Raw genomic sequence first — 23,014 nt, forward strand, 5'->3', positions numbered from 1 at the left:
CCGTTTGGCGGCGAGTGTCGCCGCCACGACCGCCTCCGGGTGAGTCACTTGCCCAGGACGTCCTGAGGGACCGGCTTGTCCTCGGCGAGGGCCTTGAACATGCGCAGCGCCTTGGCCCGGTCCCACTGGACGACGGCCTGGCCGTTGATGGTCGGCAGGGAGCCGACGGGGACGACGGTCGTGATCGGGTTGTCGCCCATCGCCAGTCCGAGGGAGAGCAGGTCGAAGGTGCCGGTCTCCTCGCCGACCTCGACCGAGTCCGCGGCGCTGAGGGCGAGCGGGATGGAGGTGAAGGGATTGAGCAGCACTCCGGGGCTGGCCGCCTTCTTCACCACGGCGGAGAAGAACTGGCGCTGACGCTGGGTCCGCTCGAAGTCGGGGATGGCGCCGGTCGCGCGGGTCCGGACGTAGCCGAGGGCGGTCCCGCCGTCCAGCACCTGGCGGCCCTTCTTCAGGTTGATCCCGGCCTTGTGGTCCTTGATGTCCTGCTTGACGTCGATCTCGACGCCGCCGATGGCGTCCACGATGCCGACGAAGCCTCCGAAACCGATCTCCATGTAGTGGTCGATCCGGATGCCGGTCACCTGCTCGACGGTCTTGGGCAGCAGTTTCTGGCCGCCCTCGAAGGCGTAGGCCGAGTTCAGCTTGCCCCGGCCGTGGCCGTCGATCGGCACGTAGGAGTCACGCGGAAGGCTGACCAGGGTCGGGCGGTCACCGGTGTCGGGGATGTGCAGGAGCATCATCGTGTCGGTCCTGCGCCCCACGGCCGAACCGGTGGCGAACTTCTTGCGCTGGGCCTTGGTCAGGCCCTGGCGGCTGTCGGAGCCGACCAGCAGCCAGTTGGTGCCGGGGGTGTCGGCGGGACGGCCCTCATAGTCGCCGAGCGCGTCCACCCGCTTCAGCCGCGAGTTGATCGTGAAGTAGCCGCCGATCGCGACCACCAGAAGCACCACGAGCAACCCGACCAGGATCTGTACGGCCAGCCTGCCCGGCCGCTTCGGCCGCCACGACCGTCTCGGGGCGCCTCCCGAGCCCGAGGGCGGCTCGCCGGGGCCTCCTGGGGAGGGCTGCAGGGGCCTGACCTTGCCCGATCCCTGTCTGGGCTTGCCGTACACCCGGGAGGTGGCCCTTGGCTCCTCGCCGGGAACGTTCCTGGGGGAACCCTGCGCCGGATAGGCGGGCTGGCCCGCCGCTCGCGGCGACGCGGGGCCCGGCGTCGGCGGCCGCAGGGCACGGGTGCGGTCGTCGTCCTCGGTCCAGTCGCCCACGTCGTATTCCCGCCACCTCTCGAAGTCACGATGAGACCGTCATTATCGACGCTACGTCGCGGTCCCGGCGCACGTAGGCGTGTGCCCAAGCTTTCGCTATGGATAAGTACATATAAGGGTGGTTATCAACCAACTATGGGATCGTCGGCCGATCTGGAAACATCGGCCCCCACGTGGATCGTTACCGTAGAGGACGACCGCTGCTCGAAAGGAAGATCGTGTCCACTTCGGACCCGTGGAGTACCTGCCCGTGCGAACGCACGGGAACCACTGACCCAGCCGGGGGAAGGACCCGGTGAACACGGTTCTCGGCCTGCTGGCCGTACTGCTCCTCACTCTCGCGACCGGTTACTTCGTCGCCCAGGAGTTCGCCTTCGTCGCCGCCGACCGGGGCGTTCTGCGTGAGCAGGCCGACGCCGGTGACGCCGCGGCCGAACGCGCGCTCACGGTGACGGGACGCCTGTCCTTCATGCTCTCCGGCGCGCAGCTCGGCATCACCGTGACCGCGCTGCTGGTCGGCTTCATCTCGGAACCGGCCATCGCGACCGTGTTGCGCCCCCCTCTCGAAGGGGCCGGGGTGCCCTCGGCCGCCGTGCCCGGCGTGGCGATCGCGCTGGCGGTCGCCGTGGCGACGATCATCCAGATGGTCTTCGGCGAACTCGCCCCGAAGAACCTCGGTATCGCCCGGCCCGAGCCTGTCGCCAAGTTCCTCGCCCGCTCGACGCTCGTCTACCTCAGGATCGCCGGTCCGGTGATCCGGCTGTTCGACTCCGCAGCGACCGGCCTGCTGCGCAAGGTGGGCGTCGAGCCGATCGAGGAGGTCGAGCACGGCGCCAGCCCGGAGGAGCTGTCACGGATCATCTCCGAGTCCGCGACCTCCGGCGCCCTGCCGCCGCGCCTTTCCGACCTGCTCGAACGGGCGCTGGAGTTCGGCGACCGCACCGCTGAGGACGTCATGGTGCCGCGGCCCAGGCTGGTACTGCTGCGCGCCGAGCGCCCCATCTCCGACCTGCTCGACGCCGTCGCCGAACACGGCCACTCCCGCTACCCGGTGCTGCGCCACGACAACGGCGAGGAGGTCGCCGGGGTCACCGGCGTCAGGGAGCTGCTGAGGTCCCGCGTGACCGACGGGCCGATCGAGCTCGTCACCCGCCCGGCCCTGCTGGTCCCCGACTCGCTGCCGCTGCCGGTCGTGCTCGAACGCATGCGCGCCGCCATGGACGACCTGGCCTGCGTCATCGACGAGTACGGCGGGCTCGCGGGCGTCGTCACCGTCGAGGACCTCGCCGAGGAACTGGTCGGCGAACTGGTCGACGAGAACGACCCGGAGCCCGCGGGGGTCGTCGCCAACGACGACGGCACCTGGGACCTGCCCGGCACGCTCAGACTCGACGAGATCGAACGCGCGACCAGGCTCTCGCTGCCCGAGAGCGACGACTACGACACCGTCGCGGGCCTGGTCCTGGCCACCCTTGGCAGGATGGCCGAGCCCGGCGACCGGGTCACCGTCACCCTGGCCCTGGAGAGCGACCCGCTCGACGACGACGGCGATCAGGAGGCCGAGGCCACCCTCACCGTGCTCTCGGTCCACCGCAGGGTCCCCGAGTGGGTACGGCTGGCCTTCCCCGCTCCCGAGCGGGCCGACTTAGCCGAGGACTCCTCAGAAAGCGGGGAACACGCCTTGGCCGTACCCCGGCCCAACGAGCGCAGGCAGGCGGTGAACGGCCGATGAGCACCACCGGGGCCCTACTGCTCGGCGTCGCGCTGCTGATCGGCAACGCCTTCTTCGTGGCCGCCGAGTTCGCGGTCATCTCGGCCCGCAGGCACCGTCTTGAGGAGCTCGCGGGCAGGGGCGGCAGGATGACCCGCGTGGCCGCCCGCGCCGCCGTACGAGGGGGCAGGGAGCTGTCCCTGATGCTGGCCGGGGCGCAGCTGGGCATCACGCTGTGCTCCCTGGGCCTGGGCATGGTGACCGAGCCCGCCGTCGAGCACCTGCTCGAACCGGTCTTCGGGGCGATCGGCGTGCCCGAGTCGCTGCAGGTGCCCATCTCGCTGGTGATCGCGCTCGCGGTGATCACCTTCCTGCACATGGTGGTCGGCGAGATGGCTCCCAAGTCGTGGGCGCTGACCCACCCCGAGATCGCGGCTATCGGCCTGGCCCTGCCGTTCCGCGCCTTCACGCGGGTGGTCCGCCCGGTGCTGGCCGGGCTCAACGGCCTGACCAACGGGGTGCTCGGCCTGTTCGGCGTACGCCCGAGGGACGAGCTGGCCACCACCAGGACCCCGGTCCAGCTGGCGATGCTGGTCGGTGAGTCGGGCCGGATGGGCCTGCTCGACCGCGCCGAGCACGACCTGCTCACCCGGGCCCTGCGGGTGCACCAGCAGCCCATCGAACGGCTGGCGCTGCCCCTGGCACGGGTGGCGTGCGTCCCCGGGGACGCCACCGGCGAGCAGGTTCGCGAGGTCGCCGCGGAGAGCGGGCACCTGCGCCTGCTGGTGACCTCGGAACGGCCCGGCGAGGTCCTGGGCGTACTGCACGTCAGGGACGCCCTGGTCCGCCCTGAGGCCTCCCCTGCGGAGCTGGCCCGCCCGGTGCCGCTCCTCGGCCGGGACACCACGATCCCCGAGGCGGTCTCCGCCCTGCAGGAGGCCCACGCCCACGTGGGCCTGGTGACCGACGGGGAGAAGGTGGCCGGCATGGTCAGCCTCACCGACCTGCTCGGCGAGCTGCTGGACATGCGGGTGCTGGCCGCACGGTAGATCTTTGGAGCACTCGGGCCGGTGGGAGACGTCCTCCCACCGGCCCGTTTCTCTGTCAGCGTAATCAGCCTTGCCGTACGGACGCCTGCAAGCAGGTCGAAAGCGGCCAGAAAGGGCAGGGCGCTACATATTCGAGTGACCGGGACTTCTCCACGAGGAAGCGAACGACTAGTTTGATCACCGACCAGCCCGCAACCGCCACCCTTCGGACGGTCCCGATGCGCGACAGCGCCCCAGAGGCAACGAAAAGACCCCGGCGCTTTCGCGACCGGGGTCTTGATCGAGTGGGCGAGGAGGGATTTGAACCCTCACGTCCTTTCGGACACACGGACCTGAACCGTGCGCGTCTGCCGTTCCGCCACCCGCCCTTGTTGGGTGCGCTGAAACATTAGCACGGATCAGCCGATACCCACGAACCCGGATACGATCCTCCTAGACGCGAGCGGAGCAGCAGGGGCGCGAGAGAGCGAGGAACAGCCCCGGGCGGCCGTGACCTACATAGACGGAAGAAGGGAGGGACCCGGTGGGAGTCCTTCAGCGCTTCGAGCGGAGGCTCGAAGGTCTGGTTGAGGGGGCCTTTGCGCGGGCGTTCAAATCCGACCTTCAGCCGGTCGAGGTGGCCAGCGCGGTCCAGCGGGAGATGGACGAACGGGCGGCGATCGTCGCGCAGGGCAGGACCCTCGTGCCGAACGACTTCGTGGTCGAGCTGTCGACGACCGACAGCGAGCGCCTCGACGTCTACGCCGACAGCATCAGCCACGAACTGGCCAACCTCGCCAGGGAGTACGCCAAGGAACAGGGCTACTCCTTCGTCGGCCCCGTGCGGGTCCGGTTCGAGACGGCCGAGGACCTGGCCGTCGGCCTGTTCCGCATCCGCTCCGGGGTGATCCGCGGAGCGACGGTCGAGCAGGACGAGATCCGCCAGCCGGTGAGCGACGTACCTCCTGCCCGGCCCCACGCCTTCAACGGACGCCCCCGTCTGCTGGTCTCCACCCAGGACGACCCGCAGGGCCAGCGCTCCTTCGACCTGACGACCCCGGTGACCCTGCTCGGCAGGGGCACCGACTGCGATCTTCGGCTGGTCGACCCCGGGGTCTCCCGGCACCACGCCGAGCTCCGGGTCGAGGGGCCGCAGGTCGTGCTCGTCGATCTGGGCTCGACGAACGGCACCTTCGTCAACGGCCAGCCGGTGCGCCGGGTCGAGCTCCAGAACGGCACTCGCGTGACGCTGGGGCGGACGACTCTGGTTTTCCGGCGCGATTAAAGGTAAACAGACGGTTCATGTCCGAGCTCACGCTGCTACTGATCCGCCTCGCGTTCCTGGCGGTGCTGTGGTTCTTCGTGATCGCCGCGGTAGGTGTGATCCGGACAGACTTGTTCGGATCACGCGCCGGTGCGCCGATCCCCGCCCGCAAGGCCCCCAAGGCCGCCAAGCCCGTCGTCGCCAAGCCCAGGAAGGGGGAGCCCCGGCAGATGGTCGTCACCGGCGGCCCCCTGCAGGGCACGACCATCACCCTGTCGGAGACTCCGATCACCATCGGCAGGGCGACCGACGCCACCCTGGTGGTCAGCGACGACTACGCCTCCAGCCGGCACGCCCGGCTCTTCCCCCAGGACGGTCAGTGGATCGTGGAAGATCTCGGTTCTACCAACGGAACATACCTCGACCGCTCCAAAGTCACCCGTCCGACTCCGGTGCCGCTCGGTGTTCCGATCCGCATCGGTAAGACCGTCATCGAATTGCGCAAATGACCATCGCACTCCGTTACGCCGCCCGCTCGGACGTCGGCCTCCTGCGTGAAGGCAACGAGGACTCGGCGTACGCAAGCGGCCGACTGCTCGCCGTCGCCGACGGCATGGGCGGCCACGCGCACGGCGAGGTGGCCAGCTCGGTCGCCATCGCCGCGATGTCCTCCCTCGACGAGGACACCCAGGGTGTCGACCTGCTCGGCGCCATCGAGGCGGCGGTCAGGGACGCCAATCGCAGACTCCACCAGATGGTCGGCGGCGACCCCAGCCTCAAGGGCATGGGCACCACGCTGACCGCCATGCTGTGGTCGGGCACGAGGGTGGCACTGGTCCACGTCGGCGACTCACGCGCCTATCTGCTGCGCTCCGGCGAGCTGTACCAGATCACCCACGACCACACTCTCGTGCAGTCGCTGGTCGACGACGGCCGGATCACCCAGGAGGAGGCCGCCACCCATCCCCAGCGGTCGATCCTGCTGCGGGCGCTCGACGGCAGCGGCGAGGTCGAGCCCGACCTGTCCCTGCGCGAGGCCCAGATCGGCGACCGCTACCTGCTGTGCTCCGACGGCCTGTCCGGGGTGGTGAGCGCCGAGACGCTGCACCAGGCGCTGTCCACGATCGACGACCCCGAGGCCGCGGTCCGCGCGCTCATCGACCTGGCCAACCGGGGAGGTGGTCCCGACAACATCACCTGCGTGCTCGCCGACGTGCTCGACGTCGACGAGGGGACCGCCCTGCCCGTCGACGCGGCCGTCGTCGGTGCCGCCGGGTCCATCAGGCAGCCCTCCCCGTCGGACGCCCCCGCCGGCCACGTGGGCCACGCGGGCGTCGTCACCATGCCGCAGCCGGTCATCACCGACGACGAGTTCGACGAACCCGTCGCCAGGGCGGCGGCACGGCGGCGCCGCCGCCTGTGGCCGCTTCTGGCCTCGGTGGGCGGCGTCGTCCTCGTCGGTGGCAGCCTAGGGTGGTATTTCGGGACACAATGGCTTGAAGATCAATATTTCGTGGGAGCTAAAGGTGACGAGATCGTGGTTTTCCAAGGCGTGAAAACCAACCTCGGCCCCTTCCAGCTCTTCGACGTCGCCCGGAGCACCACGGAGTCGATCTCAGCCCTTGGCGCGTTCCAGCAGGGCCAGGTACGCGACGGCATCCCCGTCCCCAGCGTCGAGGCGGGCCTGAAGAAGATCGCGGAGCTGAAGTCCTCGACACCCTCCCAGAAGCCCGAACCCACCCCGAAGGCGACCGGGAAGGACAAGCAGACCCCCCAGTCGAGCGGCACTCCCACCCCGGACCCGACAAAGTAGATATATGAGCACCCCAAGCGTCGAGCTCGTCCCCCTGCCCGCCAAACGGCGAGTGGCCCAGTTGGTGATGCTCGCCTTCGCGGTCGTGATCGTGATGGGCGCCTACGCCAACGTGGGCCTGGCCATCGACGGCCGGGTTCCCGCGGGCATGCTCACCTACGGCCTCGGCCTCGGCGGATTCATGCTGGCCGCCTACCTCGTGATGGCGAAGTTCGCCCCCTGGGCCGACCCGCTGATCCTGCCGCTGGTGACCGTGGTCAACGGGCTCGGCCTGGTGATGATCTACCGCCTGGAGCAGTCGAAGGCGTTCGGCGCCTCGGCCACGACCCAGCTGATGTGGACGGCCGTCGGGGTCGTCATGTTCTCCGTGACGCTGATCGTGCTGCGCGACCATCGCGCCCTGCAACGACTGACCTACACCGCCGGAGCCGTCGGCCTCGTCCTGCTGATCTCGCCGTTGCTGCCGTTCGTCGGCATCTCGACGAACGGCGCGCGGATCTGGGTCGGCATCCCCGGCGTGGTCCAGCTCCAGCCCTCCGAGTTCGCCAAGCTCGCTCTGATCGTCTTCTTCGCCGGCTACCTCGTCGCCAAGCGCGACGTGCTGGCGTTGGCCGGGCGGCGGCTGCTGTTCATCGACCTGCCCCGCGCCCGCGACCTCGGCCCGATCCTCATCACCTGGGCGCTCAGCCTCGGCGTGCTGATCATGCAGCGTGACCTCGGCTCCTCATTGTTGATCTTCGGCGCCTTCATCGCGATGCTCTACATCGCCACCCAGCGCACCTCGTGGGTGCTGATCGGCATCCTCCTCTTCGTCGGCGGGGCGATCCTCGCCGGAATGCTCTTCAGTCACGTGCAGGACCGCTTCACCGTCTACCTGAACCCCTACGACCCCGCCCTCTACGACAAGGCGGGCGGCAGCGCACAGCTCCTGCAGGGCATGTTCAGCATGGCCACCGGCGGCATCACCGGCACCGGGCTCGGCCAGGGCCACCCCAAGCTGATCCCGCTGGCCATCTCCGACTTCATCTTTCCCGCCCTCGGGGAGGAACTCGGCCTGACCGGTCTGATGGCGCTGCTGATGATCTACGCGTTGATCGTCGAGCGCGGCCTGCGCACCTCGCTCGCGGCCCGCGACCCGTTCTCCAAGCTGCTGGCCGGCGGTCTGTCGTTCGTGCTGGCCTGGCAGGTCTTCATCATCGTCGGCGGTGTGACCAACCTGATCCCGCTGACCGGCCTGGTCACCCCCTTCATGTCCCAGGGTGGTTCGGCACTGCTGGCTAACTGGATCCTTATCGCGTTGCTGGTACGCATGTCGGACAGTGCCAGGAAGCCCCCGCCCCAGGCCATCCAGGACGAAGGAATGACGCAGGTGTTCCAGCGATGAACGCTCCCCTCAAGCGCGTTGCCGTGGCCTGCCTGGTGATGTTCGGCCTGCTCATGCTCAACGTGAACTACCTGCAGGCCGTGAAGGCCGACGGGCTGCGCTCCGACGCGCGAAACACCCGTAACTTCTACGCCCGTTACGAGGTCGAGCGGGGCCGGATCACCGCGGGCGACAAGGTGCTCGCCGAGTCCGTGGACACCGGCGACAACCAGTTCCGCTTCCAGCGGCGCTATCCGGGCGGCAAGGTCTACGCGCCCATCACCGGGTTCTTCGCCCCGGAGAGCGAGCGCGACATGGAGGCCGCGGAGAACACTCTGCTCAACGGCTCAAGCCCCGACCTGCTGATCCGGCGCGGCCTCGATCTGATCACCGCCAAGCAGACCAAGGGCGCCAACGTCGACCTGACGATCAACCCCAGGGCACAGGAGGCCGCGTACAAGGCGCTGAGCGCCAGCGGCAAGAAGGGCGCCCTGGTCGCGATCGAGCCGAAGACGGGCGCGATCCTCGCCATGGTCTCGGTCCCCAGCTACGACCCCAACACGTTGATCGGCCCGGACAAGGCCACGGTCAACACGGCTTACGGCAAGCTCGACAAGGACGAGAACAAGCCGCTGGTCGACCGGGCGATCGAGCGAAGCTACCCGCCGGGCTCGACCTTCAAGGTGGTCACCCTGGCGGCCTACCTGGACAGCGACGACAGCGTCGGCCCGCAGACGCAGGTGGACGCCCCGCAGGTGCTCGACCTGCCCAACACCAGTGCCGACCTGCCCAACTACGGCGGCGCCGCGTGCGGCTCTGGCCGGGTGACGCTGACCTTCGCCCTCGAACGCTCCTGCAACACCCCGTTCGCCAAGATCGCGATGAGCCTGGGCTACGACGCGCTGAAGGAGCAGGCCGAGAAGTTCGGCATCGGCGGCGAGCCGCTGAAGATCCCGATGGACGTCGCGGGCAGCGGGATCGGCCCCGAGGAGGACCTGGCCGCCCTGGCCCAGACCTCGATCGGCCAGCGCAGCAACCAGATGACGCCGCTGCAGATGGCTCTGGTCGCGGCGGGCATCGCCAACGACGGCGTGGTCATGAAGCCGTACCTCGTCAACAAGATCGCCGACGCCGAGGGCGGCGAGATCGACTCGGCCGACCCCGACAAGCTGTCCACCGCGATGAGCGAGGAGAACGCGAACAAGCTGACGGAGATGATGGTCAGCGTCGTCAGCAACGGCACCGCCAACGCGGCGCAGATCCCCGGCGTTTCCGTCGCGGGCAAGACCGGCACCGCCGAGACCGTCAAGGGCAGGGCTCCGCACGCGTGGTTCATCTCCTTCGCCCCCGCCGAGGACCCCAAGGTCGCCCTGGCGCTCATCGTCGAGTCGGGCAGCGCCGGTGACGACGCCTCCGGCGGTCACACCGCCGCCCCGATCGCCAAGAGCGTGATGGAAGCGGTGCTGGGCAGATGACCGCCCTGCTCGGAGGCCGATACCGCCCGCTCGGGCGGATCGCTACGGGCGGCATGGGCGAGGTGTGGCGGGCGAAGGACGAACTTCTCGGCCGGGAGGTCGCGGTCAAGCTGCTGCGCAGCCACGTGGCCTCCGACTCGACCTTCCGTGACCGCTTCAGGATGGAGGCCAGGTTCGCGGCGCGGCTCGCCGACCCGGCCATCGCGCAGGTCTTCGACTACGGCGAGGCGGAGGACGTCGCCTACCTCGTCATGGAGCTGGTGCCCGGCGAGTCGCTGGCGAACATCCTGTCCCGCGACGGCGCCCTGGGGACCGAGGTCACCCTCGACGTGATCCACCAGACCGCCAAGGGGCTGCGGGCCGCGCACAACGCGGGCATCATCCACCGCGACATCAAGCCCGGCAACCTGCTCGTCACCGGGGCCGGGGTGATCAAGATCACCGACTTCGGCATCGCCAGGGCGCTTGAGGCCGCGCCGGTGACCCTGACCGGCACGGTGCTCGGCACCGCCCAGTACCTCAGCCCGGAACAGGCCTCGGGCTCGCCGCTGACCTTCGCGACCGACATCTACTCGCTGGGCGTGGTGGCCTACGAGTGCCTGGCGGGCAGGCCGCCGTTCGTCGCGGACACCCAGGTGGCGGTCGCGCTCATGCACATCAACGCCACCCCTCCGCCGCTGCCGCTGAGCGTTCCGCTGGTGGTGCGCGACCTGGTGATGGCGTGTCTGGAGAAGGACCCGACGCTGCGCCCGGAGAGCGCGGGCGAACTGGTCCAGCGGGCGACGACGCTGCGCGGCGTCGTGACGGCCGGCGCGGTCTCCGACTCCTCCGACCTGGCCATGCTCACCGATCCGGCCGGGTGGCGTCCCGAGCCCGCGGGCGAGTGGCCGAGGGAGATCTCCGCAGCCCCGGTCACCCCGCCCCTGCCCGACGCGACGCCCGCGACCCCGCCGTCCCAGCCCGCCCAGCCGTCCTCTCCGGAGGTCACCCGGGTCTCCCGGCGTCGTACGGCGCTGCGGCGCACGACGATGGTCGTCGCCGCGGTCGCGGGATGCGCCGCCGCCTTCGGGCTCGGCACCCTGGTGGTGAGGGACGCGACGGTTCCCGCGGGCCACACCGGCCCACCGGAACCGGTCATTCCGACGACCGCCTCGGTGACCAGGACCCCTGCCGTCAAGCCACGCAAAACGAAGCCCGCGTGGACGAGACCGCCGGTGGCTCCGACAAAGTCGGTCAGGACTACGCCCACGCCTTCGGCTACGGTAAGCACATCGGCCTCTCCGAGCGTCCGGCCGACGACGTCACCATCGCCCAGCCCCAGTCCGTCCACCCCGACCCCGACGCCCACCACGAGCCCGCCGGCGACTCCCAGCCCCACCCCGAGCAGTAGCCCCACAACCGGCGAAACGAATGAGCCGACCGGGGAGACGTGATGTGGCAACAGGTCGAAGATGGACACCGGTGGCCCAAGAGGCCAGCGGCACCCAAGATGAACGGTAAGGGACAGTGCAGGAAATGACTCAGCCCCGACGCCTCGGCGATCGCTACGAGCTTGACGGCGTCGTCGGGCGTGGCGGCATGGCCGAGGTCTACCGCGCACGAGACATCCGGCTGGATCGGATCGTCGCCATCAAGACCCTTCGCGCGGACCTGGCCAGGGATCACATCTTCCAGGCCCGTTTCCGCCGCGAGGCGCAGTCCGCCGCGTCACTGAACCACCCGTCCATCGTCGCGGTCTACGACACGGGTGAGGACGTGACGGACGGCGCGCCGGTGCCGTACATCGTGATGGAGTACGTCGACGGTCGCACGCTGCGCGACCTGCTGCGCGCCGACCGGCGGTTGATGCCGGAGCGCGCGGCCGAGCTGGTCGACGGCATCCTGCGGGCGCTCGACTACAGCCACCGTGGCGGGATCGTCCACCGGGACATCAAGCCGGCGAACATCATGATCACCCGCAACGGCGACGTCAAGGTCATGGACTTCGGCATCGCCCGCGCGATGGCCGACTCGGCCGCGACCATGACGCAGACCGCGCAGGTCATCGGAACCGCCCAGTACCTGTCGCCGGAGCAGGCCCGTGGTGAGCGGGTCGACGCGCGCAGCGACCTGTACTCGACCGGCTGCGTGCTGTACGAACTGCTGACCGGGCAGCCTCCCTTCACCGGTGACTCCCCCGTCGCGATCGCCTACCAGCACGTGCGCGAGGACCCGATCCCGCCCTCGCAGATCGACCCCGAAATCCCCGCGTGGGCCGACGCCATCGTGCTGAAGTCGATGGCCAAGGACCCGGCGCAGCGCTACCAGAGCGCGGCGGAGATGCGGGCCGACATCCAGCGGGCCATGTCGGGCATGCCGACCGACGCCCAGACGACGGCCATGGCCGCAGGCGGCTACGGCGGGGCCACCCGCACCATGCAGCAGCAGGCCCCGATGCCCGAGGGCCCCTCGACCCAGCGCACCACCGCGGTCCCCCCCTACGAGTACGGCCAGCAGGACGGCGGCAGGCCGGAACGCGGCCGTCGCCGCCAGCAGAGCGGAAACACCGCGGTCAAGACGGCGGCGTGGATCCTGGTCCCGTTGTTGATCATCGGTGCCTTCATCGGCGTCGGCTACATGTTCCTGAGCGCGCCGGGCGGTAACACCGCGGCGACGAAGGTGAAGATTCCCGAGCTGGCCACGCAGACCGTCGCCGCGGCGAAGAAGACGCTGACCGACCTCGGGCTGCAGGTGAAGATCGAGGAGACCTTCGACGACAAGCTGCCGAAGGACACGGTCATCGACACCGACCCGGCCGCGACCACCGAGGTCGACAAGAACACCGTGGTCACCCTGAAGGTCTCCAAGGGCATCGAGAAGGTCGAGGTGCCCGACGTGCTCAACATGACCGTCGAGGAGGCGACCTCGGCCCTTGAGAACAAGGGCTTCAAGGTCAGCGTGCAGAGCAAGGTGTCCAGCCGCCCGCAGGGCAAGGTGTTCCAGTCCGACCCCGCGGCCGGTGAGAAGGCGGCCAAGGAGAGCACGGTCCGGATCTACGTGCCCAAGGAGGCCGTCGAGGTGCCGGGCGTGGCCAACCTCACGGTCGAGGACGCCACCCGGATGCTCAAGGACGCGGGCTTCAAGACCAAGGTGGTCGAGCAGCCGAGCGACCTGCCGGAGGGCACCGTCCTCAGCCAGGCTCCCCAGGCGGGCACCAAGCTGAACCCCGGCACCACGATCACGCTGCTCGTCTCCAGCGGGCAGCCCCCGCAGCCGACCGAGCAGCCGACCACCGACTATCCCGAAGAGCAGCCCACCGACGACCAGCAGCCGGACCCTGAGCCGACGGAGACCGACGACGGCTCGATCTTCGACAACTCCGGCGACGGAGACCTGAGCTGAGCCTCTGACCTGGGTTTTCCCTGAGGGCCTCCGCCGTCTGGCGGGGGTCCTCGTTCGTTCCCGTCTCCGGAAGGCGTTCCCGGCTCCGGAAACCGTTGGCGTCTCCGGTCTCAGGAAAGGAGAAGAGCCCTTCCGCCACTCGGGGGCGATGGCGGAAGGGCTCACTGGTTAGTCGTTCAGGGCATCGTGAGCGTTACACGGGTTCGCCGGAGTTTTCTCCGGCCTTTCCTCGGCCCTCGTACGGCCCCCTTGCACAGCGGGTCCGTGCCGTACGGCTCAGCGGTCCGGGAGGGCGGGGTCGAGGAGCAGGCGGGGTTCGATCCAGGGGAAGGCGACGAACCACAGCAGGGCGGCCGTCGCCGCCACGAGCGCCACGAGGGTGAGCGTCCTGACCGCGAGGGGGCCGGGAAGCGAACGCCAGAGCCTGCCGTACATGTCGGTCGTCCTATCCCCGGCGGTCCTCGCGCCGGACGAGTTCGCCGGAGACGATGAGCCGCTGGGCGGCGGAGTACTCCGGGTGGCAGGTGGACAGCGTGATCACGGCCTTGGTCGGTCTGCGGCCCGGCACGCCGGGGACGGGGGCGATGACGTCCACCTGTCCCGGGTCGACGACGCGCTCGCCGGTGACCCGGTAGGTGTAGCCGGCCTGCCGGGTCTCCACCACGATCTCGTCGCCCCGGCGCAGTTCCCCGAGCCTGTTGAACGGCGCCGCATAAGTGGTTCGATGCCCAGAAAGCACGAAATTTCCTACTTCGCCGGGTAGGGCGGTGCCCGGGTAGTGCCCCGGCCCCGTCCGCAGCTGGTCCCAGCCGACGCCCTCGACGACGGCGTACTCGTAGTCCGCGCCGAACCGGGGAATCCTGAGCAGCGCCAGCGCGTCCCCCTTCCTGAACCAGGCGGGCAGCCGCTCCTGGACGGGACGGACCCCGGTCCCGGGTGGGACCGCAGGCGGGGCCCCGGGCAGGGCCGTGAGCGTGGGAAGGCCGGCGCGGAAGCCCTCGCGCAGCTCCGCCTGCCGCCGCGCCGTGTAGGACCCCGTTCCCCACAGCAGGTACGCGCAGAAGAACAACACGACCACCCCGGCGGTCATGCTCACTTCTCCGGAAACCCGCAGTATGGCTCTCACGGGCTCACGGTAATGACGGCGAATCCATCACAACCGGAGGAAATCACGGCGTTGAACCAAGGTTTGCGCGGTTATGGCACGCTATGGGATCGCCATGACATGGGTGTCCCGACTATTCTTACTCGGGTCTTCGCCACCAGCGACTACGCTAGTTGACACGGCCTGCGCATGATCCGACCGCGCAGGGTTGACGCAGGAGAGCCCCAGTGCCCAAGCCCAAGACCCGTAAGAAGGCGGTTTACACGCCTCCGCAGACCTCCCAGCAGGTCAAGATGAGCCCGCGCTGGTTGGCGCCGGTCATGGTGGCCTCCTGGATCATCGGGGTCCTGTGGATCGCCGTCTACTACGTCGCGCCCCGCGCGCCCGGCATCATCCTCCTGCAGAACTGGAACCTGCTGATCGGGTTCGCCTTCATCATCTTCGGTGTGGTTCTCTCCACCCGCTGGCGTTAGTTTTTTCCACAGCGTTTATCCACACCCTGGGGAAGCATCAGGGTGTGGATCGAGCGATCAGCCGGGGAAACCGAGCTGCAGCTGGTAGATGTACGGCGGCAGCGTCATGACCACCGCGGCCAGCGCGAGGAGCACCACGGCGCACCCGCCCCACTGGACCACGTTCCGGTTGCGCTGCGGGGCGTAGGCGAGGATGACGCCGACCACGGTGCCGGTGATCAGACCGCCCAGGTGCCCCTGCCAGCTGATGCCGGGGACCGCGAAGGTGATCACCGCGTTGGCGACGATCAGCAGGAGCACACCGCGGGCGTTGTAGCCCAGCCGCCTGGAGACCACGAACAGCGCGCCGAACATGCCGTAGATCGCGCCGGAGGCGCCGACCGCGGCGATGCCGAACAGGTAGACGGCCACCGCCCCGCCGAGCGCGGACAGCAGATAGAGCGCCAGGAAGCGCAGTGAGCCGAGGCGCCGTTCGAGCTCGGGACCGATGACGTAGAGCGCCCACATGTTGAACAGGATGTGGGTGATCGCGAACGAGCCGTTGGCCAGCGGCGCGTGCAGGAACGCACCGGTGAGCAGGCGCCACCACTCGCCGTGGTAGACGGCGCCCGCGTCCATCTGGAAGCCGTAGATCACCGGGCCGGGGGCGAGGGTCTCGGCGACGTAGGCCAGGACGTTGAGGACGAGCAGTGTCCAGGTGGCCCTGGGGGTCGTGACCGCCCTGCCGCCGAAGGCCGTCTGCGCCTGCCGTACGGTCTTGTTGCCCTCCGCGACGCACTCGGGGCACTGGAAGCCGACCGAGGCCTCGCGCATGCAGTCGGGGCAGATGGACCGGTCACAGCGCTGGCAGCGGACGTAGGTCTCGCGGCCCGGGTGCCGGTAACACGTGGGAACGGCTGCCGTCTCCGGCTCGCTGGGTGGTGGCGGTGTGGTCATGGCGTCTCGATGGCCCCTTCGACCGTGCTGTCATCCACAGACTGCCAGCCTATTCATGATCCTGAGCACACGCACCAGGGAAAAGTCCCCTGTACGGCCACAGCGGCCTCCCCGGTCACGGTCGTCACAGTGAGAACCGGTCGGGGAGGCCGCCAGGAGCCTCAGCCCTGGACGCGGTCGATGGTGACCGACTCCAGGACGACCGGCTCGACGGGCCGGTCGCGGCCGTCGGTCTTGGTCTTGGCGATGGCGTCCACGACGTCCTTGCCCTCGACGACCTCACCGAAGATGGTGTGCCTGCCGTTCAGGTGCGGCGTGGGGACCACGGTGATGAAGAACTGCGAACCGTTGGTGCCACGGCCTGCGACGATGCCCGCGTTCGCCATGGCGAACAGGTAGGGACGGTTGAAGTACAGGTCCGGGTGGATCTCGTCGTCGAACTTGTAACCCGGGCCGCCGATGCCCTCACCCAGCGGGTCACCACCCTGGATCATGAAATTGTCGATGACCCGGTGGAAGATCGTGCCGTCGTAGAGCTTGGTGTTCTGCTGCTTCTCCCCCGTCTCCGGATGCACCCACTCGCGGGTGCCCTCCGCCAGCTCGACGAAGTTACGCACCGTCTTGGGCGCGTGGTTCGGGAAGAGCTGGATTTTCACCGTGCCGCGATTGGTCTTCAGGGTCGCGATCAGATTCTCAGCCACGATCGGGCTCCCCCTTCATGTCGGTGGTCAGGACCTCTGCGATGTGCAGTTTCATGGCGTTCAGGTGATCTATCAGTGGCCTCGGCGACAGCCGATCCACTCAGCATCCTCCCACGACCAGCGATGATTGATCCGCCTTCGAGCGGGAAGGGGACGCAACGGGGCCCAGACAACTGGGGAGGTTAACGTGCCTCTTACACTTTTTGGAAAGCGTCATACGATCGTGATTCCGGACAGTCGGCTGCATCAGATGAAGGCTCAGGTCAACCGTGTCGGCGACCTCGCATCCGAGAAGGTCGGTCCGATGGCCAGTCAGGCCCGGGACGCCGCCGGTCACGCTCGCGACGCGGCCGCCTATGCGCGTGGCAGCGCCGGTGACAAGATCTACGTGGCCAGGGAGTGGGCGGCGCCGAAGTTGGACGCCGCGGCCCACTCGTTCGAGGAACAGATAGCGCCCAAGGTCAGCGCCCTGCTGTCCCAGGCGGCGAGCAGGGTCGATCCCCGGCCACCTGTCAGGTCCAGGAAGTGGCCGATGCTCCTGCTGTTCACCGGCCTCGCGGTCGGCGCGGTCGGTTTCGCGCTGTACCGCAAGAACTCCGAGCAGTGGACCGACGCGATGAAGGAGAACGCCGCCGGAGCCTCCCGGTGGGCGACGGACAAGGCCCGTGCGACCTCGGAGAAGGTCTCCGACCTGACGGACGAGGCCGCCTCGAAGGTCGAGGCGAAGGCGGGCAAGCTTGGCGACAAGGCCGAGCACAAGGCGGACCAGGCGTCCAGGAAACTGTCCTGACCGTCGCATGAGGGTGGCCCGCGCCGACCTGGCGCGGGCCGTCCTCATGTCAGGGGTCTCACAGGTCGGCGACGTAGGCTGTCGCGCCGCGTGAGACCTCGAACCCGGCCCGAAGGTAGACACCGGGCGCTCCGGTCGCGTTTCCGGTGTCCACGGAGAGGGCGGCCTTGCCGTACCCCTCGGAGCGGAAGTGGGCCAGGGCGTGGGCGAGCAGCGCGCCGGCCACCCCTCTGCCCCGCCAGTCCTCCAGGGTCGCGACGGTCTGGACCCAGGCCTCGCGGACTCCGGTGACCTCGGTGTCGGCCGCGTAGTAGAAGGTGAGCAGTATCCCGACGCTCCTGCCCGACTCCTCCTGGACGACGAAGGAGTCCTTTCCGCTGAACGCCTCCAGCCTGATGAGCTTCTCGCGCCAGCTCTCCGCCGTGTGCGGGGTGCTGCCCCAGTGGTCGGCGAAGGCCGCGTTGCGCACCTCGCGGGCGGCCTCCTCAAGGTCGTCACCATAGGGGACGATCTTCAGCCCTTCCGGCAGGTGGCTCTCCGGCAGAGGAGCGGCCAGGTCACGGGTCATCACGTGGAACGTCCGGACCGGCAGCATGCCCGCCGCCCGCGCCACGGCTCCGGCCCCCTCGTTGCCGTCGTGCACGTAGACGTGCAGCGAGAGCGGCCTGCCCGGGAAGAGCCCCTCGTGGACCCTGCGGCCCGCCTGGAGGGTCCAGTTCATCAGCCTCCCGCCGAGGCCACGGCGCCGGTAGGCCGGGTGCACCGCGCCCCACGTCCGCATGATGTGGCCGGGCTCGGCGACGGACCCGGCGTAGACGACGCCGAAGGCCACCAGTCTGTCGCCGTCCCACACTCCACAGGTGCCCTCGGCGGGATCGGCCAGGGCGAGATCCTGCAGAAGGTCACTCCGGCTGTAGTTGTCCCCGGTTCTGTCTTCGGCCTCGACCGCCGTGAGCAGTTCCGCCCACCGGTCCACGTCGTCGCCGGTCAGCGGGGTCCACGTGAAGGTCATGCCGGGGAGCATACGATCGCCCCATTTCCAGCACGACTGATTTTTCAGCCTTTCGCATGACACAGGACAGGCGTGTCTCGCCGTACAACCTGGGGCAGGCGTGTCTTCTTATGACCTGGAAGGCGTGTCTCGCCGTACGGCTCAGAGCAGGCGTGTCCCGCAGCCGAGTTCGAGGCCGAGGCGGCGCAGTCCCTCCGCGAAGCCGTTCCTCGTCCTGTCACCGAGCCCGGCGAAGAACCGGTTGGCCAGCGGTACGGCCCAGCGACCCCGTTCCGCGACGTTGAAGACGCGATGGGTGAGGAGTGTGCCCTCTGGATGCGGCTCGACGGTGTGTTCCCCCCGGTACCACCAGCCGCCCTGGACGGCCAGGGTGGCGCCGGTCACCTCGATGGTCATCATGTGGGCCGGTGTCCTCAGGGTGAACCGCCGTGGGCCGCCCTCGGCCGTGCCTCCATAGGACGCGCCCGCGCCACCGCGGGGCGCGGCCGTGCCGCCGTAGGGCTCGACCGTGCCTTCGTTGGAGGCGTACAGCCAGGCGTTGTCCCGGCCGACGGGACCCGGCCCGACCGTCAGGATCAGCCGCCCGACCCGGTCCGGCGGTGCCTCGACCACCCCGGCGACCTCACACAGTGGAGCCCTGCTCATGCGTTCCTCCTGCCGTGCCGGGGCCGGTGTGGTCCGGCCAGGCGAGTTCTCCCGACGCGAGCCGCTCCAGGACACCGCGCACCCAGTCGAGTTCGGCGCCGCGCAGGGCGCGCTCGCATTCGAGCTCCAGCGTCAGCACCGGGGGCAGCCCGCTCTCCCTCAGGTTCCTCAGGTACGCGTCGCAGGCGAAGACCGCGCTCTCCAGGGCGGCGGCGCGGGTCAGCAACGCACGCTCCGCCTCCCGCGCGGACAGCCCCCCGATGAGGGAGAGCGCGGCGTTGAGGGTGCGGGTGTCCGGCCCCGGCTCCTCAAGCAGCCGTCTGAGCCTGGTGGTCAGCTCCGCCCTGCCCTCCTCGGTGAGCCGGTAGACCGTCCGCTCCGGCCTGCGGCCCTGTCTGCTGGTCTCGGCCGGGACGATCAGCTCCTCCCCGGCCAGCCGGTCGATCGCGTGGTAGAGGCTGCGCGGCAGCCCGGTCACGTAGTCCTTGTGCGTGTCCAGGATCATCCGGTGCAGTTCGTACGGATGACCCGGCCGCACCGAGAGCAGGGCGAGCACGGTCAGGCCGACCAGGTCGGGGCCGCGGGCCATCACACCTCCATAGTGCATGCTCCTTTATTGCAGTATGCACTATGGAGGCACGCCTCACGATCCCTCCTGGAAGGCACTCGCGGCCGATCTCTCCCGAGAGTCACTCGCGGCCGGAGTCGATGGTCACCATCACCGTGCCGATGGTGACCTTCATCCCTTCCTCCGGCTCCTCGATCTCCGGGGTGTCGGGCCTCGCGGCGTCGGCGGTGGTCGCGCCCCGCACGCCGAGATCGTCGTGGAGGGCTTCGTGACCCTCCTGGCCGATCCGCATGGGCCTCTCCGGACTGATCAGCCCAGAGGATTCAGCGGATTCATCGTTCTTAGGGTGTTTATCGGACCTGATGTTCTTGACGGGCTCACCAGGTTTGGTGGATTTCGCGGGTTTGGTGGACCTGGGGGGCTTGGGAGTTTTGGCAGGGTCGCCGGGCCCAATGGGCCCAATGGGCTCGGTGGCGAATTTCAGCTCTGTCGTACCCTGCGGCTGCAACTCGTCGATCGTGCACCGCACCGCCCTGCCGCTGAAGTCACAGCCGGGGCTCGCCCCGACGATCCGCCGGCCGCCGAAGGTCCTGCCGACCACGGAGACCCTGGTCGCCGGGATCGGCCCGGTGTTGAGGACCGTGATGCCGTAGCCGTACCTGCCGACCGGCCTGCCCGCGGCGGCCAGTTCAGCCGGGGGCTGGGCGAGCATGCTCAGCTCCGTCATGTTGCCGTTGAAGACGTTCTGCCCGCCGGGAAGCACTCCCTTGTCCGCGAACTGCCAGAAGGTCTGACGCAGCCAGCCCGCGGGCAGCGGCCCCGGCTCGGCTCCCCATCGGGCGAGCCAGAGCGGGTTACGGCCGAAGGCCGAGGAGTCCCCCGTGCAGTTCCGCCACCAGTCGGTGGTGGTGTAGATGATCGCGTCCCGCCCGGTCCGCTCCCGGTAACGCGTGGTGAAGTCCTTCAGCCAGGCGACCATTCGTGGCCGGTCCAGGCCGTAGCAGTGATCCAGGCCGTTCCGGTTGGTGTAGGGATTGTCCTCGATGTCGAGCACACCCGGCAGGGTCCGGCCGTCGGCGTTCCAGCCACCGCCGTTGTCGACGAAGAAGTCCGCCTGCTCGGCGCCGCCCGACTCGTGCGGCTGGGCGAAGTGGTAGGCCCCCCGGAACAGCCCCGCCCCGGCCGCCCCGCTCTCCTGCGCGGCGAACAGGGGGTTGCGGAAGTTCGTGCCCTCGGAGGCGTAGACGAAGGCGAAGAGGCCGCCTCCTTCGAGGACGGACGGCCAGTCGACCTGGCCCGTCCAGTTGCTGACGTCGATCCCCCGGATCTCCTGAGGTTCGCCGGGCATCGGCTCGACCGGTCCGACGGCGTTGGCCGTACCGGGGACGAAGGTCCCGGCCGCGACGAGGGCGGCGAGCAGGGACAGACGTTTCACGTGAATCACTCACCCTCGCGTGGCACCGGGCAAGATCCTGACCGATGCCCCCAAGAATCGCAAGGGCGGGGAACGAATGGCACGGGAGGCGGTGCCTTTCTTGGAGGAATGTCGCCCAGAGAATACCAACCAGGGGGTGCGCGGCTCCGAGTTTCGACCTGTCAATGGCCTTCGGTAAAGGGTTTCCGGTGAATTCCCGACCTGTCCCGAAAAACCCTGAGCCAGGCCGTACGACACCTGTTGCCTAAGATGGATCATGTGCCGGAGACTGTGACCCTGCGGGGTGAACGCGTATGTCTGGAACCGCTCACCGTTGAGCACGTCGGCGGTCTCGTCGCCGCCGCGACCGAGTCCCGCGAGACCTACGACTTCACCCGGGTGCCACAGGACGAGGCGTCGATGAGCGCCTACGTCCGGTCGGCCCTCGACGACCAGCTGACCGGTTGGGCGCTTCCCTTCGCGATCCGGTCTCTCTCCTCGGGGCGGGTGATCGGCACCTCCCGCTTCCTCGACCTCGACTACTGGTCCTGGCCCCCGTCCTGGCCGCCGGGCCGTACGGTCCCCAGTGCGGAGGGGGTTCCCAGCGTGGCCGAGATCGGCAGCACCTGGCTGGCCGCCTCCGCCCAGCGGACGGGGAGCAACACCGAGGCCAAGCTCCTCATGCTCGGCCACGCCTTCGAGGTGTGGAAAGTCCTGCGGGTCACCCTGAAGACCGACGCCCGCAACGAGCGGTCCAAGAGGGCGATCGAGCGTCTCGGCGGCCGGTTCGAGGGGGTACGGCGCGCGCACGCCAGGGCCGTGGACGGCACCGTCCGGGACACCGCCTACTACTCGATCATCGCCGAGGAGTGGCCGGCGGTCCGCTCATCGCTCAGGGAGCGGCTGGACCGGTGACGGGCGTAGCGTCCTGACCGCGACGATCGCGGCCAGGTCGGCGGCCAGGCGCAGTTCGACGGCGTCCAGCAGCGGGTGTTCCAGCCAGTGCAGCCGGACCAGGTCGGGCTCGCCCTCGTGCAGGATCGGCCACCGCCTGGCCGGGGTGAAGTCGTCGACCACGAGCGTCCCGCCGGGGGTGAGCAGCCGCGCCGGGTCGGCCGCCGCCCCGTTCTTGCCCGCCCCGCCCCCGTCCAGGACCAGCAGGTCGTACGGCGCGCGGCCGTGGATCTCGGTCCAGTCGCCGTGGACCACCGTGACGTCCGGCAGGTCCGTGAACAGCTCCGCCGTCACCCGCGCCCGGCCGGGATCGTGTTCCACGCTGACGATCGTGGCTCCCGACGGCGCCCCGGTGATGAGCCAGGCCAGCCCGACCCCGCATCCGGTGCCCGTCTCCGCGATGGAGGAGGCCCCGCCCGCGAGCACCCGCAGCAGGCGCCCCTGCTCGGGGCGGCAGGAGAAGGGAAAGCCCTGCCGGTCCGCCAGTTCGACCGCCCTGGCGACCAGCGGGGGAAGCTCAAGGCCCCGGTAGGCGTCCGTCCCGTTGAGTGACATCCCTATTGTCCGTAGGTGAAGCGGAGCTGGGCGTTGATCAGGAAGTTGAGGCGGTAACGCATGTGGCTGACCGCCTCGGGCGGCGGGGGCTCCGCGGAGGTGAGCAACGTCCAGCGCAGCGAGGTCTCCATGCCATACGGCCGCAGATCGAACCGGATCTCGTCGTTCGGCCTGTTCGGCCACAGCGACGACCAGACCACCAGCTCGGGCTCGACCGACCGGAGCACCCGGGGCTCGATCTCGTCCCGCTGCAGTTCGAGCCACTGCCTGGGGCCGGGACGCCGCGGATTGGTCAGGCTCTCCCACACGATTCGGGGAGGTGGGGGCTGCTTTCTCTCTCGTGAACTCAGCTCGATCACCTCGCCAGAATAGGCGAACGCCATAAACACCACCACGGATTAACAAATCAGGTATTTAGCCATTTTTGCTGGTGAGGTTCTGTTGGGATGGCATTCGGGATGACAGCGCCCTCGTCGGGCGGCCCTTCCGCCGGGGTCCACGCGACCTCATGGGTCTGTCGCGGTGCCGTCGTGTCAGGGACGGAGTCCTGGAGTCACG

23 protein-coding genes and 1 tRNA gene are annotated in these 23,014 nt (G+C 69.1%); 12 read left to right on the top strand and 12 right to left on the bottom strand.

Annotated elements, in window-relative coordinates; all coding sequences use genetic code 11:
• Nucleotides 1–44 precede the first annotated feature (44 nt).
• Nucleotides 45–1,268: an LCP family protein gene (locus ABT340_RS26305; protein WP_352013499.1), complete on the bottom strand. Its 1,224-nt coding sequence runs from the start codon at nucleotides 1,266–1,268 to the stop codon at nucleotides 45–47.
• 295 nt (nucleotides 1,269–1,563) lie between these two features.
• On the opposite strand from ABT340_RS26305, the gene ABT340_RS26310 reads away from it, so the two are divergent.
• Together ABT340_RS26310 and ABT340_RS26315 are read left to right on the top strand one after the other, a co-directional pair.
• On the top strand, nucleotides 1,564–3,000 hold the full coding sequence (locus ABT340_RS26310) for a hemolysin family protein (RefSeq protein ID WP_352013500.1): 1,437 nt from the start codon (nucleotides 1,564–1,566) through the stop codon (nucleotides 2,998–3,000).
• A complete protein-coding gene (locus ABT340_RS26315; protein WP_352013501.1) occupies nucleotides 2,997–4,028 on the top strand; it encodes a hemolysin family protein in 1,032 nt (343 codons plus the stop codon). The genes ABT340_RS26310 and ABT340_RS26315 overlap by 4 nt, the downstream gene beginning before the upstream one ends.
• A gap of 285 nt (nucleotides 4,029–4,313) precedes the next feature.
• Here ABT340_RS26315 and ABT340_RS26320 read toward each other — a convergent pair.
• Nucleotides 4,314–4,396: transfer RNA gene (locus tag ABT340_RS26320), tRNA-Leu, on the bottom strand.
• 155 nt (nucleotides 4,397–4,551) lie between these two features.
• Between ABT340_RS26320 and ABT340_RS26325 the strand changes: the two genes are divergently transcribed.
• From ABT340_RS26325 to pknB, 7 genes are all read left to right on the top strand, one after another.
• The gene (locus ABT340_RS26325; protein ID WP_352013502.1) at nucleotides 4,552–5,292 is read left to right on the top strand and encodes an FHA domain-containing protein; all 741 of its coding nucleotides are present in this window, start codon (nucleotides 4,552–4,554) and stop codon (nucleotides 5,290–5,292) included.
• A 17-nt stretch (nucleotides 5,293–5,309) separates the two neighbouring features.
• Nucleotides 5,310–5,780, top strand: a complete 471-nt coding sequence (locus ABT340_RS26330) for an FHA domain-containing protein FhaB/FipA (RefSeq protein ID WP_352013503.1) — start codon at nucleotides 5,310–5,312, stop codon at nucleotides 5,778–5,780.
• Entirely contained in the window at nucleotides 5,777–7,084 is a 1,308-nt protein-coding gene (locus tag ABT340_RS26335) for a Stp1/IreP family PP2C-type Ser/Thr phosphatase (protein ID WP_352013504.1), read from the top strand. Before ABT340_RS26330 ends, ABT340_RS26335 begins: the two co-directional genes overlap by 4 nt.
• A gap of 4 nt (nucleotides 7,085–7,088) precedes the next feature.
• Nucleotides 7,089–8,468 (top strand): FtsW/RodA/SpoVE family cell cycle protein, encoded by a 1,380-nt coding sequence (locus ABT340_RS26340; protein ID WP_352013505.1) that lies wholly within the window; start codon nucleotides 7,089–7,091, stop codon nucleotides 8,466–8,468.
• Nucleotides 8,465–9,922 carry a peptidoglycan D,D-transpeptidase FtsI family protein gene (locus ABT340_RS26345; protein ID WP_352013506.1) on the top strand — a complete coding sequence of 486 codons (1,458 nt, stop codon included), beginning with the start codon at nucleotides 8,465–8,467 and terminating at the stop codon, nucleotides 9,920–9,922. Before ABT340_RS26340 ends, ABT340_RS26345 begins: the two co-directional genes overlap by 4 nt.
• A complete protein-coding gene (locus ABT340_RS26350; RefSeq protein ID WP_352013507.1) occupies nucleotides 9,919–11,355 on the top strand; it encodes a serine/threonine-protein kinase in 1,437 nt (478 codons plus the stop codon). Before ABT340_RS26345 ends, ABT340_RS26350 begins: the two co-directional genes overlap by 4 nt.
• An 82-nt stretch (nucleotides 11,356–11,437) precedes the next feature.
• Entirely contained in the window at nucleotides 11,438–13,303 is a 1,866-nt protein-coding gene (pknB, locus tag ABT340_RS26355; RefSeq protein WP_352013508.1) for a Stk1 family PASTA domain-containing Ser/Thr kinase, read from the top strand.
• 276 nt (nucleotides 13,304–13,579) lie between these two features.
• On the opposite strand, the gene ABT340_RS26360 is transcribed toward pknB, so the two are convergent.
• Both ABT340_RS26360 and ABT340_RS26365 read right to left on the bottom strand, forming a co-directional pair.
• Nucleotides 13,580–13,738, bottom strand: coding sequence for a hypothetical protein (locus tag ABT340_RS26360; RefSeq protein ID WP_352013509.1), 159 nt, complete (start codon nucleotides 13,736–13,738; stop codon nucleotides 13,580–13,582).
• A 10-nt stretch (nucleotides 13,739–13,748) separates the two neighbouring features.
• Nucleotides 13,749–14,429, bottom strand: a complete 681-nt coding sequence (locus tag ABT340_RS26365) for a class E sortase (RefSeq protein ID WP_352013510.1) — start codon at nucleotides 14,427–14,429, stop codon at nucleotides 13,749–13,751.
• A gap of 206 nt (nucleotides 14,430–14,635) precedes the next feature.
• On the opposite strand from ABT340_RS26365, the gene ABT340_RS26370 reads away from it, so the two are divergent.
• Nucleotides 14,636–14,881, top strand: a complete 246-nt coding sequence (locus ABT340_RS26370) for a cell division protein CrgA (RefSeq protein WP_352013511.1) — start codon at nucleotides 14,636–14,638, stop codon at nucleotides 14,879–14,881.
• A 57-nt stretch (nucleotides 14,882–14,938) separates the two neighbouring features.
• Here ABT340_RS26370 and ABT340_RS26375 read toward each other — a convergent pair whose 3' ends face one another.
• Both ABT340_RS26375 and ABT340_RS26380 read right to left on the bottom strand, forming a co-directional pair.
• A complete protein-coding gene (locus ABT340_RS26375) occupies nucleotides 14,939–15,817 on the bottom strand; it encodes a rhomboid family intramembrane serine protease (RefSeq protein ID WP_352013512.1) in 879 nt (292 codons plus the stop codon).
• A 161-nt stretch (nucleotides 15,818–15,978) separates the two neighbouring features.
• Nucleotides 15,979–16,518 carry a peptidylprolyl isomerase gene (locus ABT340_RS26380; protein ID WP_352013513.1) on the bottom strand — a complete coding sequence of 180 codons (540 nt, stop codon included), beginning with the start codon at nucleotides 16,516–16,518 and terminating at the stop codon, nucleotides 15,979–15,981.
• 250 nt (nucleotides 16,519–16,768) lie between these two features.
• On the opposite strand from ABT340_RS26380, the gene ABT340_RS26385 reads away from it, so the two are divergent.
• Nucleotides 16,769–17,308: a hypothetical protein gene (locus ABT340_RS26385; protein WP_352013514.1), complete on the top strand. Its 540-nt coding sequence runs from the start codon at nucleotides 16,769–16,771 to the stop codon at nucleotides 17,306–17,308.
• A gap of 58 nt (nucleotides 17,309–17,366) precedes the next feature.
• Here the strand turns inward: ABT340_RS26385 and ABT340_RS26390 are convergent, their stop codons facing one another.
• From ABT340_RS26390 to ABT340_RS26405, 4 genes are all read right to left on the bottom strand, one after another.
• Nucleotides 17,367–18,320 carry a GNAT family N-acetyltransferase gene (locus ABT340_RS26390; protein WP_352013515.1) on the bottom strand — a complete coding sequence of 318 codons (954 nt, stop codon included), beginning with the start codon at nucleotides 18,318–18,320 and terminating at the stop codon, nucleotides 17,367–17,369.
• A 141-nt stretch (nucleotides 18,321–18,461) separates the two neighbouring features.
• Nucleotides 18,462–18,965, bottom strand: a complete 504-nt coding sequence (locus ABT340_RS26395) for a hypothetical protein (RefSeq protein ID WP_352013516.1) — start codon at nucleotides 18,963–18,965, stop codon at nucleotides 18,462–18,464.
• Entirely contained in the window at nucleotides 18,943–19,572 is a 630-nt protein-coding gene (locus ABT340_RS26400) for a PadR family transcriptional regulator (RefSeq protein ID WP_352013517.1), read from the bottom strand. Before ABT340_RS26400 ends, ABT340_RS26395 begins: the two co-directional genes overlap by 23 nt.
• Nucleotides 19,573–19,654: 82 nt before the next feature.
• Nucleotides 19,655–20,968: a lysozyme gene (locus tag ABT340_RS26405; protein WP_352013518.1), complete on the bottom strand. Its 1,314-nt coding sequence runs from the start codon at nucleotides 20,966–20,968 to the stop codon at nucleotides 19,655–19,657.
• Between the two features lie 258 nt (nucleotides 20,969–21,226).
• Between ABT340_RS26405 and ABT340_RS26410 the strand changes: the two genes are divergently transcribed.
• The gene (locus tag ABT340_RS26410; RefSeq protein ID WP_352013519.1) at nucleotides 21,227–21,862 is read left to right on the top strand and encodes a GNAT family N-acetyltransferase; all 636 of its coding nucleotides are present in this window, start codon (nucleotides 21,227–21,229) and stop codon (nucleotides 21,860–21,862) included.
• Here ABT340_RS26410 and ABT340_RS26415 read toward each other — a convergent pair.
• Nucleotides 21,833–22,456, bottom strand: coding sequence for an O-methyltransferase (locus tag ABT340_RS26415; RefSeq protein WP_352013520.1), 624 nt, complete (start codon nucleotides 22,454–22,456; stop codon nucleotides 21,833–21,835). The genes ABT340_RS26410 and ABT340_RS26415 overlap by 30 nt on opposite strands.
• 2 nt (nucleotides 22,457–22,458) lie before the next feature.
• Nucleotides 22,459–22,815 (bottom strand): hypothetical protein, encoded by a 357-nt coding sequence (locus ABT340_RS26420; protein ID WP_352013521.1) that lies wholly within the window; start codon nucleotides 22,813–22,815, stop codon nucleotides 22,459–22,461.
• Nucleotides 22,816–23,014: the final 199 nt, after the last annotated feature.

Source organism: Streptosporangium sp. NPDC000239, assembly GCF_040300765.1.
Taxonomy (GTDB): Bacteria; Actinomycetota; Actinomycetes; order Streptosporangiales; family Streptosporangiaceae; genus Streptosporangium.

Coding starts and splice junctions, on each gene's coding strand:
- ABT340_RS26340 (WP_352013505.1), top strand. CDS start 7,089: ATGAGCACCCCAAGCGTCGAGCTCGTCCCCCTGCCCGCCAAACGGCGA.
- ABT340_RS26390 (WP_352013515.1), bottom strand. CDS start 18,320: ATGACCTTCACGTGGACCCCGCTGACCGGCGACGACGTGGACCGGTGG.
- ABT340_RS26375 (WP_352013512.1), bottom strand. CDS start 15,817: ATGACCACACCGCCACCACCCAGCGAGCCGGAGACGGCAGCCGTTCCC.
- ABT340_RS26335 (WP_352013504.1), top strand. CDS start 5,777: ATGACCATCGCACTCCGTTACGCCGCCCGCTCGGACGTCGGCCTCCTG.
- ABT340_RS26330 (WP_352013503.1), top strand. CDS start 5,310: ATGTCCGAGCTCACGCTGCTACTGATCCGCCTCGCGTTCCTGGCGGTG.
- ABT340_RS26360 (WP_352013509.1), bottom strand. CDS start 13,738: ATGTACGGCAGGCTCTGGCGTTCGCTTCCCGGCCCCCTCGCGGTCAGG.
- ABT340_RS26415 (WP_352013520.1), bottom strand. CDS start 22,456: ATGTCACTCAACGGGACGGACGCCTACCGGGGCCTTGAGCTTCCCCCG.
- ABT340_RS26395 (WP_352013516.1), bottom strand. CDS start 18,965: ATGAGCAGGGCTCCACTGTGTGAGGTCGCCGGGGTGGTCGAGGCACCG.
- ABT340_RS26345 (WP_352013506.1), top strand. CDS start 8,465: ATGAACGCTCCCCTCAAGCGCGTTGCCGTGGCCTGCCTGGTGATGTTC.
- ABT340_RS26400 (WP_352013517.1), bottom strand. CDS start 19,572: ATGCACTATGGAGGTGTGATGGCCCGCGGCCCCGACCTGGTCGGCCTG.
- ABT340_RS26350 (WP_352013507.1), top strand. CDS start 9,919: ATGACCGCCCTGCTCGGAGGCCGATACCGCCCGCTCGGGCGGATCGCT.
- pknB (WP_352013508.1), top strand. CDS start 11,438: ATGACTCAGCCCCGACGCCTCGGCGATCGCTACGAGCTTGACGGCGTC.
- ABT340_RS26385 (WP_352013514.1), top strand. CDS start 16,769: ATGAAGGCTCAGGTCAACCGTGTCGGCGACCTCGCATCCGAGAAGGTC.
- ABT340_RS26315 (WP_352013501.1), top strand. CDS start 2,997: ATGAGCACCACCGGGGCCCTACTGCTCGGCGTCGCGCTGCTGATCGGC.